The organism is Mediterraneibacter hominis, from assembly GCF_014287475.1.
GTDB classification, from domain to species: Bacteria; Bacillota; Clostridia; order Lachnospirales; family Lachnospiraceae; genus Mediterraneibacter; species Mediterraneibacter hominis.
Genome location: NZ_JACOPF010000002.1, coordinates 540,229 through 556,800, shown reverse-complemented (window position 1 = coordinate 556,800; position 16,572 = coordinate 540,229). Strand labels below are relative to the sequence as shown.

Sequence of the window (16,572 nt, the reverse complement as noted above, 5' to 3'; positions counted from 1 at the left end):
CAGAGGAAGATACGAAAATGATCATTAAAAAACCTTCTGTTTTTATTTACACACACGACGCCAGTCCCCAGGTGCTTCGTAATGTATGCGCCGGAATCGAGGAAGAAAGCGTATTCTATGAGATAACAGAATTTCCTGATGCATGTATGGAAAAACTCGCCTATAAAGCGGCAAGAGATTCTATGCTCGGTTCGGGAATCGGTATCTTCGGCACTGCCGTATGTCTAAAAATGCGTGGTCTTGAAAAAGGAAAAAACATAGAAAGCCATCTTCATCCAACAGCAGAAGAAGCTCGGAAAACAGGCTCTAACAGTGCACGTGCAGTCAAAAAGCTGCCGTTTCGTTAAAATTCATAAAAATTCCGAAGCAAATTAGGATATGTATACTGTCCATTGGTAGGAAGGAGAAATTTGTAGATGAATGTATATACAAAACAGGGTGACAGCGGAAAAACCTCTCTGATGAACGGAATCACCGTTTCCAAGTCTGACGATCGCATAGAGTTGCTCGGCACAATTGATGAACTGAGCAGCTGCTTGGGACTCGCGAAGGTACTCTGTGATGAACCTCTGCACAGCCAGATTTCACAAATTCAGAAAACCTTGTTGCAGATTATGGCGAAAATCGCCGAGCCACGTAATCTGAACTACAATTTAAACGCACAGGAAACGTCTGCCCTGGAAGCAGAGATAGACCGTATGGAGGCTTCTTTCCCACGTGCGAAAGAATTCGTCCTGTACGGAGGCTGTGAACAGTCTGCCCGCCTGGATGTAGCGCGCGCTGTCGCCCGTAGAGCAGAAAGACGCTTTCGTAAGGTAGAACAAAACTATGGCTGCGATCCAAAAGCAATGCAGTATATAAACCGACTCTCTGATTTCCTGTACATAGCGGCGCGCTTCACAGATTATCAGACGTCACATACAAAGGAAGAAGCAATCAAAGAAAGCGTTGTGCAGAATATTCTAAAAAATAAATAAAATAAGAAGCTTCTAAAAAGACAAGCTCGCCAAATGGCGAGCTCACATCTTGCATATTTATGAATATATTTTTTTACTTCATATTTTTCCTAAACTAGCAGTATATTTATACCTTATGCTTCTGTTCACTCGTTTTTTGTCCCACATTAAACCGAAACCCTTTATCTTTGATGAGATATACATAAATTATCCCAATCACACACAAAAAAATGTTCAACACAAAAAGTATGGGAAATATAGTTTCTCTGATAAATGATTCTATCCGAACAGCAGCTGTACTTCCAATAAAAAAAGTACAATATACACAGAAGCAATCACGGCGCCTACCAAAAGAAGTAATCCAATTCCCCATATAAATAATTTCAATGTGAGTCTTTTTAATCTTTCTATCATCATCACTGCAAATCTCCTACCACATCATACCAAACATAGGCAGTAAACCAGCCAGCATTAGAACAATAACGATATACTGAGTCACACACCAGATAATCGCCTGATAAGATGTTTTCTTAAAATCTGAGTCAGCTATCCCCATTGCAACCAGAAGGCAAAGCGCAAACGGTGGAGACATCTGTCCCATGCCGTTACTCATAACATTCACCATCATTGCTGCCATCATCGGGTTGATTCCCACTGATATTGCAATCGGTATAAACACCGGTCCAAAGAGAAAATATACTGAAGAAGACTCCATAAACATTCCGAAAAACGTAAAAATCAAAGGAGCAACTATAATCACTGCTGTTCTCGGAATATCCAATAGACGAATATCGGCCACGATAGACTCTGCAAGCCCAAGATCGGTTATCAAAGTACCCATAGCAAAGCCGGAAAAAGTCATCAGTATGATCGGCGCCGCCACGGTGACGCCGCTAACCAACATATCTCCGACTGTTTGGAACGTCACCCTATTCCCTTTTTCTTTCCACAACAAAATTGCCACAAGGCACGCCACACAGGGAACCACCAGCAAAACAGTCATGGAAAACTGTTCTGCTCCGGACGTTCCAAGCCGCTCCGTAATCAATGTATCTTTAAACATATTGTCAAATATAAAAGGCAGTATCATGATAAGCGGTAAAATCAATGTCTTCCACCCATGTTTAAACGCAACTTTCAAAGATACTCTCTCCTCTTTTGGAATAGGCGTGACTTTATTTTTTCTTATCAAGATATATAACGTAATCAGGCGTTGGATTATAAGCCAGAAAGATACCGGCCAAGCAAACATCCAGAACTGAGATGCTGTGCAATAGTCCGGAGCCACTGCCTCTAGCATCATATACATTACAGGAATTGCTGCCGAAGGTGGTATGATAGGTCCCAAAGTTCCGGCAGCAGCGGAAATTGTTGCGGATAGTTCTGCCGAAAATCCTGTCTTTTTCATAGCCGGTATCATAAACGATCCTGTTGCTGCCACAGTGCCTGACCCGGTTCCACAAAATGCTCCCATTGCAGCACCCGCCAGCAGAGTAACATACCCTGCCCCGCCTGAAAACCTCCCCACAACAGCAACGATCATATTGAGCAGCTCATTTATAATACCGGATTTTTCAACAATTACCCCGAACATCATAAATGCCATCATAGTAAAGAGGAGATAACTTTTTGACGTATCAATGAGATAGTATCCTAGTTTTCCTATGTTCCCTGACACAAGCAGCAGCGCCAGAAAAGCCAGAAACATCACCTCATACATTGGGCGTTTCACTACGATAAAAAAGAATATTACAATGAACAATACCAGTCCTAAATAAATCCACGCCATCGCGCATTTTCTCCATTCACGTCTTTTATCAGATCAGCCGTCCCACCTCATATCCATCAGCAATTGCATGAAGGATATTGGCTGCTTGGCTCTCGTCACCAATTGAATATGCTTCAATATTATATTCTTCCAGCTTTGCCGCAAATCCTTCTCTCGAGCGAAGTCCAAGCGCAAGGATCACCGTGTCGGCGGGAATCGTCTCGAAGCCGTCAGAAGTCCTGATGACTGCCCCCTCGCTGTTGACTTCGGTCAACGCACTTGAAGTCCGTATCTTCACATTACTGTCTCTAAAGATATCGGCAAGACACATCTTATTCATGAGCGGAGTCGGTGCGCCGCTGCTCAGAATATCATCCAAAAATTCTACGATCGTCACATCTCTTCCCTGCCTCACAAAATTGACAGCCACTTCACAGCCGACGAGACCGCCGCCGACTACCACGACCTTCTGTCCGATCTCCTGTTCTCCTGTCAGAGCTTCTTTAAATCCAACTGCTTTAGGATGATCAACTTTTGTACTGCCCGGCACAAACGGAATCGCACCTACTGCCGATACAACTGCATCTGGAGATTCTCTTAGTATCATATCCATATCCACTTCCTGATTTAAGACAATATTCACTCCCAGATCCTTAAGCTGCTTCTCATACCACGCAACTAATTTTCTTTCATCCTCTTTAAAGTCCGGTATGCCGGCTATGTTAAGCATTCCGCCCAGTTTTGATTCTTTTTCGTACACAGTAACTTTATGACCTCTGCATGCAGCTGCACGGGCTGCCTCCATTCCTGCCACTCCTCCTCCGATCACCATAATATTCTTACGTTCACACTCTGTCACAGGCACCAGTCCCGGCTCACTCTCTCGTCTCAGCTCCGGATTTACGGCACATCTCTGCCCAAGTCCGTCCTGCATCTTCCCACGACAGCCAAAATTACAACTCAAACAAGGACGTATATCTTCTGTCCGCCCAGTCTTTATCTTGAGCGCAAAATCTGCATCTGCCAGCATCTGTCTACCGATCACAACTGCGTCGGCTTTTCCCGATGCGATCGTTTCCTCACAAAGCTCGGGATCATTCATTCTACCACATACCGCTACCGGAATGTTCACCGCCGCCTTACATGCTGCTGCCAGATTTACATTCAGCCCCAACGGCAGATACATAGGCGGATAGCAGTAATAATAAGAGTCATAAAGCCCTACGTCAACACTCAGCATATCATAACCGTATTCTTCCAACGTCTTGCATATTCTGATACTATCTTCCAAAGTTCGCCCCGCTTCATTCTCCCCGCTCAGACACGACTGATTAAAACCAGTAATGTAGCTCTTCATACCCAGACGCATAGAGACGGGAAAATCCTTTCCACAACGCGCTTTTATCCCTTCTATAATTTCTTTACATGCTCTCATCCTGTTCTCAAAAGAGCCTCCGTAGGCATCTGTTCTATAATTTGATATTTTCATTGCAAGTTCGTCCAAAAGATATCCGAAATGTAATGCATGGACCTCCACTCCGTCAAAGCCGGATTGTTTCGCGATCACCGCCCCCTCGATCAGATACCGGATCTTTTTCTGAATCTGCTCCTCTGAAAGCACTGGACATACCTTTGACGGATCTGCAAAAACAGGAATAGCCGACGGCGCATAACTTCCCGAGTCTCTTCCTGTCCCGAGGCTGAGCTGCGCGAACATCTTTGTACCGAAGCTGTGTATTCTATCCAGCATTTTATTTGATGTCAAGCGAAACAATGCAGGTTTATACGTAATCTGCCATGTACCAAGTGCTCCAGGTGTATAAGTATCTACTTCCAGATCTGTAAAGATCGCTCCAGTCGTGATCAGGCCCGCACCGCCTTTTGCACGTTCTACGTAAAATTCCGAATCAGCGGCGTCAAAAGCGCTGCTTCCGTTCTCGCTCAGCCCCGTTCCCACCGGAGCATAACATATTCTGTTTTTTATCTGTAGCTTTCCCACCTTAAATGGCGTAAAAAGATTTATATATTTCGTTTTCTGGACCATATGTATTCTCCTCCGCAGATATTATTTCTATTTTTTTCCATTTATATTACCGGCTCTTCTGTAAGCTCCCGTGTAAGCAATCTGTGACAAAACAGCTCCAGCCAGCGCGCAAACCGCGAACATATAAAATACAGCGCTGTAATTTCCTGTCTTATCAGCGATCACTCCTGCAAGCTGTGTGAATACAAGCCCACCAATATTATAGATCACAAGATAATTTCTGATCCAAGCCTTCGTGTCACCCCCTTTTGCCAGTTCAAGTCCATACAAGGACAAACCGACTGTACAGATAGGACCACCTAAAGAGTACAGGATGTTAGCTGACTGAGCCCACATACCATTAAACCAGTCCGCCCCTGTATTGGCAAGTATCACGTGCGATACGGCAACGAGGCCAAACCATATAACTGTCATTTTACGCATGGGCACTCTGTCGTTGATCCAGCCGAATATAAGTTTTCCTATTATGATAAAAAGTCCGTAAGTAGAGAGAAATCCAGCTGCTGTCGCGGCATCAAATCCAACTGTTGTAAATGCGAGTGTTCGGACCTGTCCCTGCGAGTAACACGCCGGCCCGATCATAAGGCACGCTACCAACATACACACACACTGTCCCAGATTCGGGCTGTATCTTTCACTGACTGTTCGCTTTGCACTACTTGTTTCCGCTGTTTCTCCTTCTCCATAACGCTCTCCTTCTGCCGGTTTTTCCCGCAGGAACAAAAGTATAATCACTGCTACAACGGCAAACATAACCGCTACAATCCAAAAGGACGCCTCCAGAGAATACGCTTCCACGATCTGTACAAGCAACTGCGGCATGATCATAGTAGTAAAGCCTGAAGCCGTTGTAAGAACACCCAGAACAAAACTCTTTTTCTTTACAAACCAGTTCTCCACAACAATCGTCAGTCCATACATACCGGAAAGACCATGACTAATTCCCGCAAGGATCATCGCCGGTATTCCAAGCGTCATACCATCCGCAAGAGCAAAAAGTACATATGCCAGAGCGCCCATCGCCACTCCGATAAACAGTCCCACCCTTACAGAAAGTTTTTTATAATAAGAGGCCGCAAGAGCCATTGCTATGATCGCTGTGATCGTTCTTGCATTAATCAATATACTGTTTTCTGTGTTGCTGATTCCCCATTCGGCAATGACATACATAGATGTCGCCGAATAAGCGGTCACCACCACTCCAACTGTGAAAAACATAACAATAAATGCGATTACTACATTGATCCAGCCATAAAATATTCTCCCTGATGTATTTTTTTGAGATTCACTCATTTCGCTAACTCCTCCTGTAGGTCTATTTTTGAATGACAGATTGAGTATGTTTAAATTTTAACATACTTGAAATTTTCAGTCCAACAAACAAATTATATGATATTCATAAAAAATTTATCTTTCACAAATCTTCATTGTCTATGTTATAACAATCCCAAAGCAAATGTAGGAGGTAAAACAATGGAACAATTTCATTTTGCATGCCCATGTGAAGTTTACTTTGGCCAAAATTGTATCGCTAAACATTCACATGTATTCCAACGGTTCGGGCAAAAAGCATACATCATTACAAGCCGTTTTCCCGATAAAAAGAATCTAGCTCTCGAAGACGTAGAAACAGCATTGAAAAAAGAACATGTCCTATATGCTGTCAACGAGGAAGTACAGCTCAATCCCTCTGTAGAGTCACTGATTAAAATAGCACGGCAGGTATCCAAATTTCAGCCCGACCTTTTGATCTCTATCGGTGGTGGTTCTGCCATCGACACCGCAAAATGCGTAAATATCCTGTTACGCTATCCGAATCTCGACGCTTATGATGTGCTGTTCGGCAAAGGACCTCACATCTTCGGAGTCGGCGCACCGGACGATGGAGCACTCCCGCTGATCAATGTTCCCACAACCGCAGGCACAGGGGCTGATATGACCGGCATTTCTGTTATTACGAGAAATGACATTCAAAGTAAATCCGGTACAAACCGCCGTTCCTTCGGCAGCTATTCGTTTGTAGATTCTCGTTATATCAAAGGTTCTCCCACAGAACTGAATCACGCCACTGCCGTCGATGCACTCTGTCATGGTATCGAAAGTTATCTGAGCCGCCATAGCCGGGATGATTTTATGACGAATATGATAGCAGAAACGGCATTTCAACTGTTCGGAGAATTTAAAGAACACCTTCTCTCAAACACAATGACAGCGGAAGACTATGACAAACAGGCACTTCATTCTCTCCTGCAGGGCATGGTCATTATCAATGAATGTACCGGGGTTGCCCACGGTCTTGGATATCCGCTTTCCTATTATTATCATGTACCGCATGGTCTTGCCTGCGGAATTTTTGAAGGAGAATATGTGAAAATCTATAAAGATCAGAAGCGTGTCAAGAGGATTATGGATGCCATTGGCTTTAATACAGTAGATGAATTTTGCAGCTATATCCAAAAAATTCTGGCCCCCCACATTCATATTTCGGTTACATCCAGCCAGATTGAAGAATGGACTCAAAGCTTCTGTAAGACGCAATGGCGTCTTGACAGACATCCATATCCACTCACAGAAGATATGGTACGGGACATTTACTACCGTTCTCTGTCCGTATTCATCACCGATGCTTCTTCCTCCACCAAAACCAGCGTATAATATTTCACCTGGACACCAAAATGGAATAAAAAGTTTGCGTGACATGAATAAAAATTCTTTATTTAACAATCTTAATCGCCCATGCTAGAATTTAAACGAATGACAGAGCGAACTAAAAAACAGATAAAAGTATGGAGGTTATTTATGCAAAATTTTAATTATACAATGCCGTCTACTCTGATTTTCGGAGACCACTGTATTGAAAAAAACGTAAAAGTTTTTGGAACTTTAGGGAAAAAGGCTTACATTATCACAGGACCGGTGCTTAACGGAAAGCAAACCGGAACGAAACACCAATCTGTGATCGATGTTGAAAATGCACTGAAATCTCAAGGTGTAGAGTATAGAATTTTTGACGGCTGTATCCCGAATCCGCCTGTCCTGGAATGTGTAAAAGCTACTCAAATTGTCTCGGAATATGCTCCGGATTTTTTAGTTGCAGTAGGAGGTGGTTCTAACATTGATACGACAAAAGCCATAGAACTTCTCCTCCGATATCCTGGACATGATCCTTACGAAGTTCTTTTCGGAGATATAGCACCTGAACGTCCTACCGCTGAGATCACCGGAACATGGTGTATGGGCGCTTCAGACGATAACAAAAAAATACCGTTTATTACAGTGGCAACTACTGCCGGAACCGGTTCTGAAATCACCGGAGCCTCTGTTCTCGATCGCGAGGATATCGACAACAAAGCCGGAACAAAGCCATTTGTATGGTCAGATTACTCCTTTGTCGATCCGAGATACATCAAAACGTGTGACACAAAGCTAAGTCAGTCCAATGCACTGGACGCTCTCGGCCACGGACTGGAGCCGTACATAGATACCGGGAGCAAGGATCATTTCATGGTTCAGACTTATTCTGAGATGGGCTTCCGCCTTTTTGCTGAAATCAAAGAACGTCTCCGCTCCGGCAAGATGACTGATGAAGATTATGAAAAACAAATGCTCATGAGTACAATCATGGGATTCTCCGAGACCCAGGGACAGACAGGGGTACCTCATGGTCTCGGATATCCGCTGACTCATGTAAAAGGACTTCCACACGGACTCGCCTGCGGTGCTTTTGAGGGTGAATATCTAAAGATTTTTAAAGATACTTCAAAAGTAGACAATGCTCTTAAAATGATGGGCTTCTCAAGCATAGATGACTTTGCTAATTATGTCCATGACGTTCTCGATCCTCATATGGAAGGAATGACTGTCACACGCCAGGAAATCGAAGAGTGGACAGATACATTTTACAACACAGAATGGCGAGTTCTCCGCCACCCCGAAAAATTTGACCGCGAGGATGTAAAGGGCATCTATGAGCGCACACTGGCTAAATTTATTGTGGATTAAAATCACAAGCAGACAGAGCTTTTTGGCTCTGTCTTTTTTATCTGAAAATTCCACTTCAGCTATGTTAAAAGAACTGTATTTTTTCTGCTTTGCCGGGCTGTACCTCCCTCCTACTCTTGACATAAAACATATATATGCGATAATGATGATATACTATAAGCAGTAATGTTATCTAATTCAGGGAGGACCGTGCTTATGTCTGTCACACAGTTAAAGCTACAGCAGCTTAATTATTTCTTAAGTGCTGCAAAAACAAAAAATTTCACACGAACTGCGGAACTCAATTTCACCTCTCAATCTAATGTAAGCTATGCCATACGTTCTCTTGAAAATACACTTGGCGTACCACTCTTCATACGTAGGGACAACGAAGTCATTCTCACAAAATATGGCGAGCTCTTTCTCCCCTATGTGGAAAACGCGATTAAGAATCTTGAAAGCGGCTTATCTGATATCAATCGGAGCAGCAATAAACTCAGTGGCACAGTAAAAATCGGTTATTCCTATGTATTTTCTATTATAGAGATTCCATCACTTTTTCGATATCTGTACAATGATTTTGACCAAACCGACAAAAAAATAGAGTTGATCTCCGAGATAGCCCATGTCAGCTCCGACTCCACCTGTGTTGATGATATGTTACTAAGTGGCACATGTGATCTCGGAATCACCAGTTCCCGGATCCGGGATGGTATCTATGAACAAAAAATCATGAAACAGGAGCATGTACTTTTAGTGTCTAAGGATCATCCTCTTGCGGGTCGAGACAAAATATGTCTCTCCGAAGTCTGCAATGAACCTTTTATATTATTAGATGGTGATAACAACCAACTCGGCTACTATAAAAAAATGTTTGAATGTGAGGGTGTCAGACCGAGGCAGCTTAACTCCGGTCTGGACTGGCTGCAGCTTCTTGTACAGGTAGCAGCTGGTAGATGCTTGACTATAGCTATGAAAAATGATTACTATAACCAGAATATTGAAATGATTGAGTTGGACAATCCTATGCGAATCCGTGACGTTTTTCTTACTTGGCCGCAAAACAGAAAATTAAGTCGTGCCGCTAAGTATGTCAAAGATCTTATCATTGATTATTACAGCAGGCTCTAACTATCTGCGTCACTTAACGAGTCAAATTCCGGTTTGGATTTCAAACAGGATAAAAGAAATGTATGCCTCAGTATACCAAAAAGGAGCTTTCCTGAAAACTTAAATTAACGTTATCCTCTAACAAGTATACTAAATAAACTCGCTACTTGGCGGACTTATTTTCTTCTTTATTATATTGTTAAATCGGGTCATTTTGACTGAATAATTACATTTACTCCTAACTTTTCTAAAGAAGGAATATTTCTATTTATTATCTTCTCTTCATTGAAGCAGAGCACAGCTTAGCTGCTGGAGCACTTCAAAAGCTCCCGAATTCTCTGGAATTGTCTCTTCCCCACATGTCATTGGGTGGAAAAATCATACCAGTGTTCCACTATTTACAACAGGCTGTGCGTCTTTATTCCCGCACAGCACTACCAGAAGGTTGCTTACCATCGCCGCCTTTCTTTCTTCATCCAGATTGACAATCTCCTGCTCATTTAATTTTGCAAGCGCCATTTCTACCATTCCTACGGCGCCTTCTACAATTTTCTGCCGCGCGTCAATGATCGCTGCCGCCTGCTGCCTCTGTAGCATTGCAGATGCAATTTCCGGCGCGTAAGCAAGATGTGTAATCCTTACCTCGATAATCCGGATTCCGGCATTTTCTACTTTTTCCTGCAATTCCTGACTCATAATTGCCGCAATCTCCTGGCTGCTTCCCCGCAGAGATTTCTCGTCGCCGCCCTCGCTCGTATCATAAGGATACTTCCGCGCTGTGTTCCTTATAATCGCATCACACTGTATAGAAAGATAATTTTTATAATTCTCTACATTGACTACCGCCTTTGTAGGATTCGTTACCTTCCAGATAACTACTGCACCGATTTCCACCGGATTCCCCAGTTCATCATTTACCTTTTGTTTCTCATTATTCAGCGTCATTGTACGCAATGATACTTTTTTATTTGCCATACTCACAGAGACAGAGTGTGATACTCCGTTTGCTGATACAACAGGAGCCGCCGGACGCACAGTAGGATTCAGCGCAGTACAAAATGGATTCACCCAGAAAAACCCCGCTTCTTTCAATGTTCCATAGTATTTTCCGAACAAAGCAAGCACATATGCCTCATTCGGATTTAACACCTTTAAGCCGCATAACCCGATAATAGAAACCAGCATCAGTACGATTCCCAGCACAATCGCTGTTCCCAGTACTCCTCCATTCACTTTTTCATAGGAATAAAGTACAGGTCCTGCCACCATAAGGGCAATTCCTGCTGCTATTCCCAAAATCCATAGAAACAACATTCCATATCCATTCTTTGCCTTCAACACCTTTTCATTTTCTATTTGATTTTTTTCTGTATTCATCCTATATTCTCCTTCGCTTTCTCAATAATTTCTTTTGGAAAATCTGCAAACTCCAGTAATTTAATTGCATTTTGGGAAGTGGACGGCCCTTCTTTTATCTTGTAGCTGAAATAAATATCCTCTTCTCCGATTTCTTCGCTGAAATGATAATTCTCATATTTTCCGGCAAGCAGCTCTGTCAGTTCTTTATCATGTGTTGCCACAAACGCGATACACTTTTTATCTGACAGATACTTTAAAATGGCGGTCGATGCCCGGATTCTCTCTCCCGTATTCGTTCCACGCAGTATCTCATCCACTACGCAGAGCGTTGTTCTCTCCTCTGACAAACTGTCCAGTATCCTCTTTAAATATTTTATCTCTCTGATAAAATAGCTCTCTCCGGCAGACAAGTCATCCTTGACCGACATGGAGGTAATCACCTGACACTTCGGCAGCTTCATGCTCCGCGCCGTACAGGTATGTATTGTCTGCGCCAAAATTGCGGATACTGCTACCGCTTTGATGAAGGTCGATTTTCCAGACGCATTAGAACCGGTAATGATACAATTCCTTTCCAGCTTCAGTGAATTTTCTACTGGATGTTCCAAAAGGGGATGATAAATCTCCTCCATCTCCATTGATTGTTTCTCTTGAAATTCCGGCTGGCAGCACCAGGGAACGCTTTGACGGAAGGAAGCAATACTGATTGTCATATCCATCTCTCCAATCGAACGATAGACCAGCATGTAGTCTGCTGCATTTCTTTCCAGTCTTTTTATTACTCTATTGTAAGTAACAATCTGCCACATTGTCACACCCAGTATATAATCTAATACAATTCCAAAGATGTCTCCTGAAAAAGCGCCGTATTTCTGTGTCTGGAGCAAAGTAACACTGCGCGTCACTTTTTGCAGATTCTCAAGTCCCTCCTTTAACTCTGGATATAAGCAAGCTACTTCTTTTTTTCTGACAAGCTGGTTTCCACATCTTAATATCCCTACTGCAGTTCCTATCATCTGAATCTCAATTTCATAACGCATCTTTAAAACTGCATACAATGCCAGATTTATTCCGATTACGGTACACAATATAATTCCTGTCACTGTTACTGGAAATAATAAAAAAGCAGCCAGCACTATAAAAAACAAAATTTGAAGTACTTGATAAATCCAGGCATTTTTCATCTGATATTCTTCCAGTGCATCCATGTAGGACGGTATAAAATAAGCGCCTTTACTTTTTCCAATCTTCATCAGCTCCTTCTCAATATCCCGGCGGTTTTCTTCCTTTCTGGCCGCCTTAATCTTACGTTCGAGCTGTTCGTATTCTTCCTCCGAAAGCGCTTCTCTGTGAAGCTGGTAATATAAAATTTCTTCCCCTGCGGACGTATCACACTGATTGAGCCGGCAGAAAACAGCGTCCATAGACAAATCATTCCATGTAATCTCGTCCACCCCGGATGCATCCGCGAATGTATCATAATAGTTTCTTATATTCTCGTCAAACTCTGTCTTAGAGGGAACGGTACCAAATTTTTTCTCCATATAAGCCTTTTGTTTTTTTCGTATTTCTCTCTTTCCTGACAAAGAAACTGCCAAAGCAAATAACGCAATTCCTGTCATGGTCAATATAGCGGCGGTCATTTCACTGCCTCCTTTTGTATTATCTTATTAATACAATAGTACGAAAGTACAAAATTGTCAATATCCAAATTCTGTTCTCTAAATTTGTGTGTAACAATTCAACCATACAGTGTGCGGGAGGCATAAAACATGCCTGCATGTTTTTGCGAACGTACATCTGTATGAGCTTAAGCGCCCGTCAATGAGTAAAACGGTGGCCGTAGCCACAATAAGCACGCAGTGCGGTTTTACGAATGGTGCGGGCTGAACCGTTACATTTGTGTTGTACTGTACTATGCGGTTTATTTATATAAAAAGTTTTTATAATTACACTAAAAAACAGAAGATTCTAAAAATCTCCTGTTCGTTTCTACATACATATAACTATAAATTTTCTTCAAAAAACTTTTTTAATTCTGCCAGTGTTTTATCGTTTTCGGCTGCCACACTGACAGTCTCCCCACACTTTATACCCAGCCCCATTATCGCAAACAGTTTTGAGGCATCTACTGTTTTTTCACCTTTTGTAAGTGTTACTCCCTCCCCGAGTTCTCTCACCTTTTTTACAAGAATTCCTGCCGGTCTTGCGTGTAGTCCTAATTCATCTGTAATTGTATATAAAAATTCTGCCATTGTTTTCTCCTTTTTATTGATTATCTGTTATTCATTTTTCTTCCTCTGTTCGTGAATATTTTTTTCCATATAAGATAATCTATGTTTTATTCTTCCTGCCTGCAGTTTTCCAAAGATCCGTCTGCCAAGAGAAGTGTTAGGATTTCCATTTTCATCTACTGTATTTTCCTGATAAACTACTTCAATCTCATTGTCTTCCTTTTGTGAAATATCGTAGGAGATCACAAAATTCCCCATCTCATTTTTTATCAATACCTGGTAAGCCCACGGCGCTTGGAAGTTCTTTACTTCGGTACGCGTCCGGTACTCCTTCTTCTTATACTTTATCTTTTTATAATAGACCAAACCTTCCTCCAGCACATATTCTCCTGCTGCTTTTCTTCCGTACTGTTCAATATCATATCTCAATGAATTTTCAATCAGTGTAAAAAATTCCTCCGGGCTTACTTTCAATGTTTTAACAACTTTCATTTTTTTCACCTCTCCTCTTACGCAGATATCCGGATATGCTTAAACTTTGTTAGAAACAACAGGACTGGAATATATGTTCTTTATAAATTCTACATGTTTTATTTTCCAATTTTTATCCACCCTGATTAATTCCACATTGCAGTCCATTGTAAACCAATCCATAAAATAATTATGTTTACCGATTACTTTTGTTCCAATTCGGTTTGGTTCTACTCTGGACATCCGCGCCTCTGCCTTATCTTTATCTATCAGTATTTCTCTGATACGGTAGGAATGATGTAGTCTTGGTTCCTTATAATTAATTCCCTTTAAAAATTCTTTCCATTCATCCGTCGATGTAATCCGCTGATTATGGTATCCGTCCACAATCACAACATTTCGTAAAGCAATCATTTCCAATAGTTCATAATCCTCTGTGTCTGTAATCCAGCCAAAATGAAACAGTGTCTCACGTATCTTTTCTTCGTCTGTTCTTGCATATTCACACACAGGAACCGTTCTCCATACACTGTCCTCCTTTCTTATTACTGGCTCGTGATTCCATGGTTCATGGAAATTTAGCATTTTCCAGGAATTCACCCAATAGCTGTTCTGGTCCAGCCAACATAAATCGAACAGAATTTTACAGATTTTCCACTTTTTCTCCTGTTTTTTATAGGATAAGACCATTGTCCCACCATACTGCATAAAATGAAACTGCTTATTCTCCCCACAGACTGTATATAACATCAGAAGATGAAAGCTATGCTGTGCATACTCCTTATCACGCCTTAGAATCTCATTTTCTATATTCATTTTCACATCGGACGGAGCAGGCCCAGGATACCGCAGCAGTTCTTCTACTGCCCCAATCCCTTTTCCTCTGCCAGTCATATAGCAGTTTATTTTCACATCATGGCTAAGAACCCTATCCAAATCTACAAAACAGTTCTCCTTCAGCCTTTCTACAAATTCTCTCTGTACTTCTCTAATTTTCTCCAATTCCAAATCCATTCCTTTTTCCACCTCCTCAAACTTTACCAGCGCTGTTTTACCCACTTATCTGTATACCCTTCCCGTTGCTATACGGAGCTGGTATCCTATTTTTGCGCTTCTTTTAGTATCTTTTCTGCAGATTCTAGTATCTTCTCATTCTTCGGATCTGCCAATGTGTTATCAATATCAATAAATACTATAGGACAAGGTTTACAAAATTTCTCCATTGCTTTTTATCACTTTCTGATACCAGTAAAAGGATTTCTTTTTTTCTCTGTGAAGATCTCCTTTTCCCCTGTTGTCTTTATCTACATAGATAAAGCCATACCGTTTCTCCATTTCTCCTGTGGAAGCGCTCACTAAATCAATACATCCCCACGGTGTATATCCCAGCACCTCTACTCCATCTTCCGTTATCGCCTGTTTCATCGCCTCTATATGCGCTTTCAGATAGGCAATCCTGTCATCATCATGGATGATTCCGTCCTCTGAAAATTTGTCATAAGCTCCGAATCCATTCTCCACAATCATAAGAGGAATGCCGTATCGATCATACAATCTGTTCAGAGAAATACGCAGCCCTAAGGGATCAATCGCCCATCCCCATTTTGTTGATTTTAAATAGGGATTCTCCATTGTTCTTATAATTCCTCCCGCTGAAACCTTAATATGCTCTATATTATCACTGTACACATTTGACATATAATAGCTAAATCCAATGTAGTCCACTGTTCCTTGTCTTAGTAAACTCCCATCCTCCGGTTCCGTCTGAATTTGAATTCCTTTCTTTTTATATGCCTGTTCTTTGTAGTATGGGTATTTTCCCTTTACCATCACATCTGTAAAGAAGTAATCCTCTTCTTCTCTTTTCATTACTGCCATTACATCACACGGATTACAGGTAGCAGGATAATATGGAATATATCCAACCATACATCCGATTTTAAATTCAGGATTTATCCTTTTACCACAGATAACTGCTTTTGCACTGGCTACAAACATATTGTGTACTGCCTGGGCGCAAATCTGTTCTCTGTCATCTCCTTCTTTTATTTCCAGTGCTCCCGCAAGCCACATTCCAAGTTTAGAATCTGCCTTGCAATGGTTTATTTCATTAAATGTCTGCCAGTATTTCACTTTGTCCTTATATCTATTAAAGACTGTTTCTGCATATCGTTCAAAAAAAGAAATCAGTTTTCTGTTTTTCCAACCCCCGTACTCTTTCACCAGGCAATAGGGCGTTTCAAAGTGGGAAAGCGTCACGATCGGTTCTATATTATGTCGTTTTAGCTCCGTAAAAACCTGATCATAAAATTTTATTCCCTCTTCATTGGGTTCTCTTTCGTCTCCGCGGGGGAAAATCCGTGTCCAGGCAATCGACATACGGAAGCACTTAAATCCCATCTCTGCCAGCAGTCCAATGTCTTCTCGAAACCGGTGATAAAAGTCTATTCCTTCGTGATTCGGATAATATTCTCCTTTTACAATTCCATCTGTAATTCTGCGCGGGCAGTCTTTGCTGCCTGCAGTCGTAACATCCGCAATACTTAACCCCTTGCCGCCCGTACAGTAGGCGCCCTCACACTGATGGGCACTTACTGCACCTCCCCATAAAAAATTATCCTGTATTCTGTTCATACACTTATTTGCTCC

15 protein-coding genes are annotated in these 16,572 nt (G+C 41.9%); 5 read left to right on the top strand and 10 right to left on the bottom strand.

Features of this window, described 5'->3' with window-relative positions; translation table 11 throughout:
• Positions 1-17: 17 nt before the first annotated feature.
• Positions 18-347 (top strand): glycerol dehydratase reactivase beta/small subunit family protein, encoded by a 330-nt coding sequence (locus H8S37_RS12100; RefSeq protein ID WP_186876320.1) that lies wholly within the window; start codon positions 18-20, stop codon positions 345-347.
• A gap of 69 nt (positions 348-416) precedes the next feature.
• Positions 417-977: a cob(I)yrinic acid a,c-diamide adenosyltransferase gene (locus H8S37_RS12095; protein ID WP_186876319.1), complete on the top strand. Its 561-nt coding sequence runs from the start codon at positions 417-419 to the stop codon at positions 975-977.
• 258 nt (positions 978-1,235) lie between these two features.
• Here H8S37_RS12095 and H8S37_RS12090 read toward each other — a convergent pair whose 3' ends face one another.
• From H8S37_RS12090 to H8S37_RS12075, 4 genes are read right to left on the bottom strand one after another with little or no spacing between them, the layout of a single operon-like run.
• Positions 1,236-1,373, bottom strand: a complete 138-nt coding sequence (locus H8S37_RS12090) for a hypothetical protein (protein ID WP_186876318.1) — start codon at positions 1,371-1,373, stop codon at positions 1,236-1,238.
• Between the two features lie 13 nt (positions 1,374-1,386).
• The gene (locus H8S37_RS12085) at positions 1,387-2,745 is read right to left on the bottom strand and encodes a TRAP transporter large permease subunit (protein ID WP_186876317.1); all 1,359 of its coding nucleotides are present in this window, start codon (positions 2,743-2,745) and stop codon (positions 1,387-1,389) included.
• A gap of 28 nt (positions 2,746-2,773) precedes the next feature.
• On the bottom strand, positions 2,774-4,768 hold the full coding sequence (locus H8S37_RS12080) for an oxidoreductase (RefSeq protein WP_186876316.1): 1,995 nt from the start codon (positions 4,766-4,768) through the stop codon (positions 2,774-2,776).
• Positions 4,769-4,795: 27 nt separating this feature from the next.
• Positions 4,796-6,061 (bottom strand): MFS transporter, encoded by a 1,266-nt coding sequence (locus H8S37_RS12075; protein ID WP_186876315.1) that lies wholly within the window; start codon positions 6,059-6,061, stop codon positions 4,796-4,798.
• A gap of 180 nt (positions 6,062-6,241) precedes the next feature.
• Here H8S37_RS12075 and H8S37_RS12070 point away from each other — a divergent pair, with 180 nt between their 5' ends.
• The 3 genes from H8S37_RS12070 (at position 6,242) to H8S37_RS12060 (ending at position 9,880) form a co-directional block, all read left to right on the top strand.
• A complete protein-coding gene (locus tag H8S37_RS12070; protein WP_186876314.1) occupies positions 6,242-7,423 on the top strand; it encodes an iron-containing alcohol dehydrogenase in 1,182 nt (393 codons plus the stop codon).
• 144 nt (positions 7,424-7,567) lie between these two features.
• Positions 7,568-8,770: an iron-containing alcohol dehydrogenase gene (locus H8S37_RS12065; protein WP_186876313.1), complete on the top strand. Its 1,203-nt coding sequence runs from the start codon at positions 7,568-7,570 to the stop codon at positions 8,768-8,770.
• A 195-nt stretch (positions 8,771-8,965) separates the two neighbouring features.
• Positions 8,966-9,880 carry a LysR family transcriptional regulator gene (locus tag H8S37_RS12060; RefSeq protein WP_186876312.1) on the top strand — a complete coding sequence of 305 codons (915 nt, stop codon included), beginning with the start codon at positions 8,966-8,968 and terminating at the stop codon, positions 9,878-9,880.
• 357 nt (positions 9,881-10,237) lie between these two features.
• Here H8S37_RS12060 and H8S37_RS12055 read toward each other — a convergent pair whose 3' ends face one another.
• From H8S37_RS12055 to H8S37_RS12030, 6 genes are all read right to left on the bottom strand, one after another.
• A complete protein-coding gene (locus tag H8S37_RS12055; RefSeq protein ID WP_186876311.1) occupies positions 10,238-11,236 on the bottom strand; it encodes an SPFH domain-containing protein in 999 nt (332 codons plus the stop codon).
• On the bottom strand, positions 11,233-12,861 hold the full coding sequence (locus H8S37_RS12050; RefSeq protein WP_186876310.1) for a MutS-related protein: 1,629 nt from the start codon (positions 12,859-12,861) through the stop codon (positions 11,233-11,235). Before H8S37_RS12050 ends, H8S37_RS12055 begins: the two co-directional genes overlap by 4 nt.
• Positions 12,862-13,224: 363 nt before the next feature.
• The gene (locus tag H8S37_RS12045) at positions 13,225-13,473 is read right to left on the bottom strand and encodes an HPr family phosphocarrier protein (RefSeq protein ID WP_186876309.1); all 249 of its coding nucleotides are present in this window, start codon (positions 13,471-13,473) and stop codon (positions 13,225-13,227) included.
• Positions 13,474-13,500: 27 nt separating this feature from the next.
• Positions 13,501-13,944, bottom strand: a complete 444-nt coding sequence (locus tag H8S37_RS12040; protein WP_186876308.1) for a DUF3284 domain-containing protein — start codon at positions 13,942-13,944, stop codon at positions 13,501-13,503.
• A 39-nt stretch (positions 13,945-13,983) separates the two neighbouring features.
• Entirely contained in the window at positions 13,984-14,937 is a 954-nt protein-coding gene (locus H8S37_RS12035; RefSeq protein WP_186876307.1) for a nuclear transport factor 2 family protein, read from the bottom strand.
• Between the two features lie 192 nt (positions 14,938-15,129).
• On the bottom strand, positions 15,130-16,557 hold the full coding sequence (locus H8S37_RS12030) for a 6-phospho-beta-glucosidase (protein WP_186876306.1): 1,428 nt from the start codon (positions 16,555-16,557) through the stop codon (positions 15,130-15,132).
• Positions 16,558-16,572: the final 15 nt, after the last annotated feature.

Bases quoted from the DNA above. Each gene is read 5' to 3' on its own strand.
- H8S37_RS12065 (WP_186876313.1), top strand. From the start codon at position 7,568: ATGCAAAATTTTAATTATACAATGCCGTCTACTCTGATTTTCGGAGAC.
- H8S37_RS12090 (WP_186876318.1), bottom strand. From the start codon at position 1,373: ATGATGATAGAAAGATTAAAAAGACTCACATTGAAATTATTTATATGG.
- H8S37_RS12030 (WP_186876306.1), bottom strand. From the start codon at position 16,557: ATGAACAGAATACAGGATAATTTTTTATGGGGAGGTGCAGTAAGTGCC.
- H8S37_RS12040 (WP_186876308.1), bottom strand. From the start codon at position 13,944: ATGAAAGTTGTTAAAACATTGAAAGTAAGCCCGGAGGAATTTTTTACA.
- H8S37_RS12045 (WP_186876309.1), bottom strand. From the start codon at position 13,473: ATGGCAGAATTTTTATATACAATTACAGATGAATTAGGACTACACGCA.
- H8S37_RS12055 (WP_186876311.1), bottom strand. From the start codon at position 11,236: ATGAATACAGAAAAAAATCAAATAGAAAATGAAAAGGTGTTGAAGGCA.
- H8S37_RS12070 (WP_186876314.1), top strand. From the start codon at position 6,242: ATGGAACAATTTCATTTTGCATGCCCATGTGAAGTTTACTTTGGCCAA.
- H8S37_RS12095 (WP_186876319.1), top strand. From the start codon at position 417: ATGAATGTATATACAAAACAGGGTGACAGCGGAAAAACCTCTCTGATG.
- H8S37_RS12050 (WP_186876310.1), bottom strand. From the start codon at position 12,861: ATGACCGCCGCTATATTGACCATGACAGGAATTGCGTTATTTGCTTTG.
- H8S37_RS12075 (WP_186876315.1), bottom strand. From the start codon at position 6,061: ATGAGTGAATCTCAAAAAAATACATCAGGGAGAATATTTTATGGCTGG.
- H8S37_RS12100 (WP_186876320.1), top strand. From the start codon at position 18: ATGATCATTAAAAAACCTTCTGTTTTTATTTACACACACGACGCCAGT.
- H8S37_RS12060 (WP_186876312.1), top strand. From the start codon at position 8,966: ATGTCTGTCACACAGTTAAAGCTACAGCAGCTTAATTATTTCTTAAGT.
- H8S37_RS12035 (WP_186876307.1), bottom strand. From the start codon at position 14,937: ATGGATTTGGAATTGGAGAAAATTAGAGAAGTACAGAGAGAATTTGTA.
- H8S37_RS12080 (WP_186876316.1), bottom strand. From the start codon at position 4,768: ATGGTCCAGAAAACGAAATATATAAATCTTTTTACGCCATTTAAGGTG.
- H8S37_RS12085 (WP_186876317.1), bottom strand. From the start codon at position 2,745: ATGGCGTGGATTTATTTAGGACTGGTATTGTTCATTGTAATATTCTTT.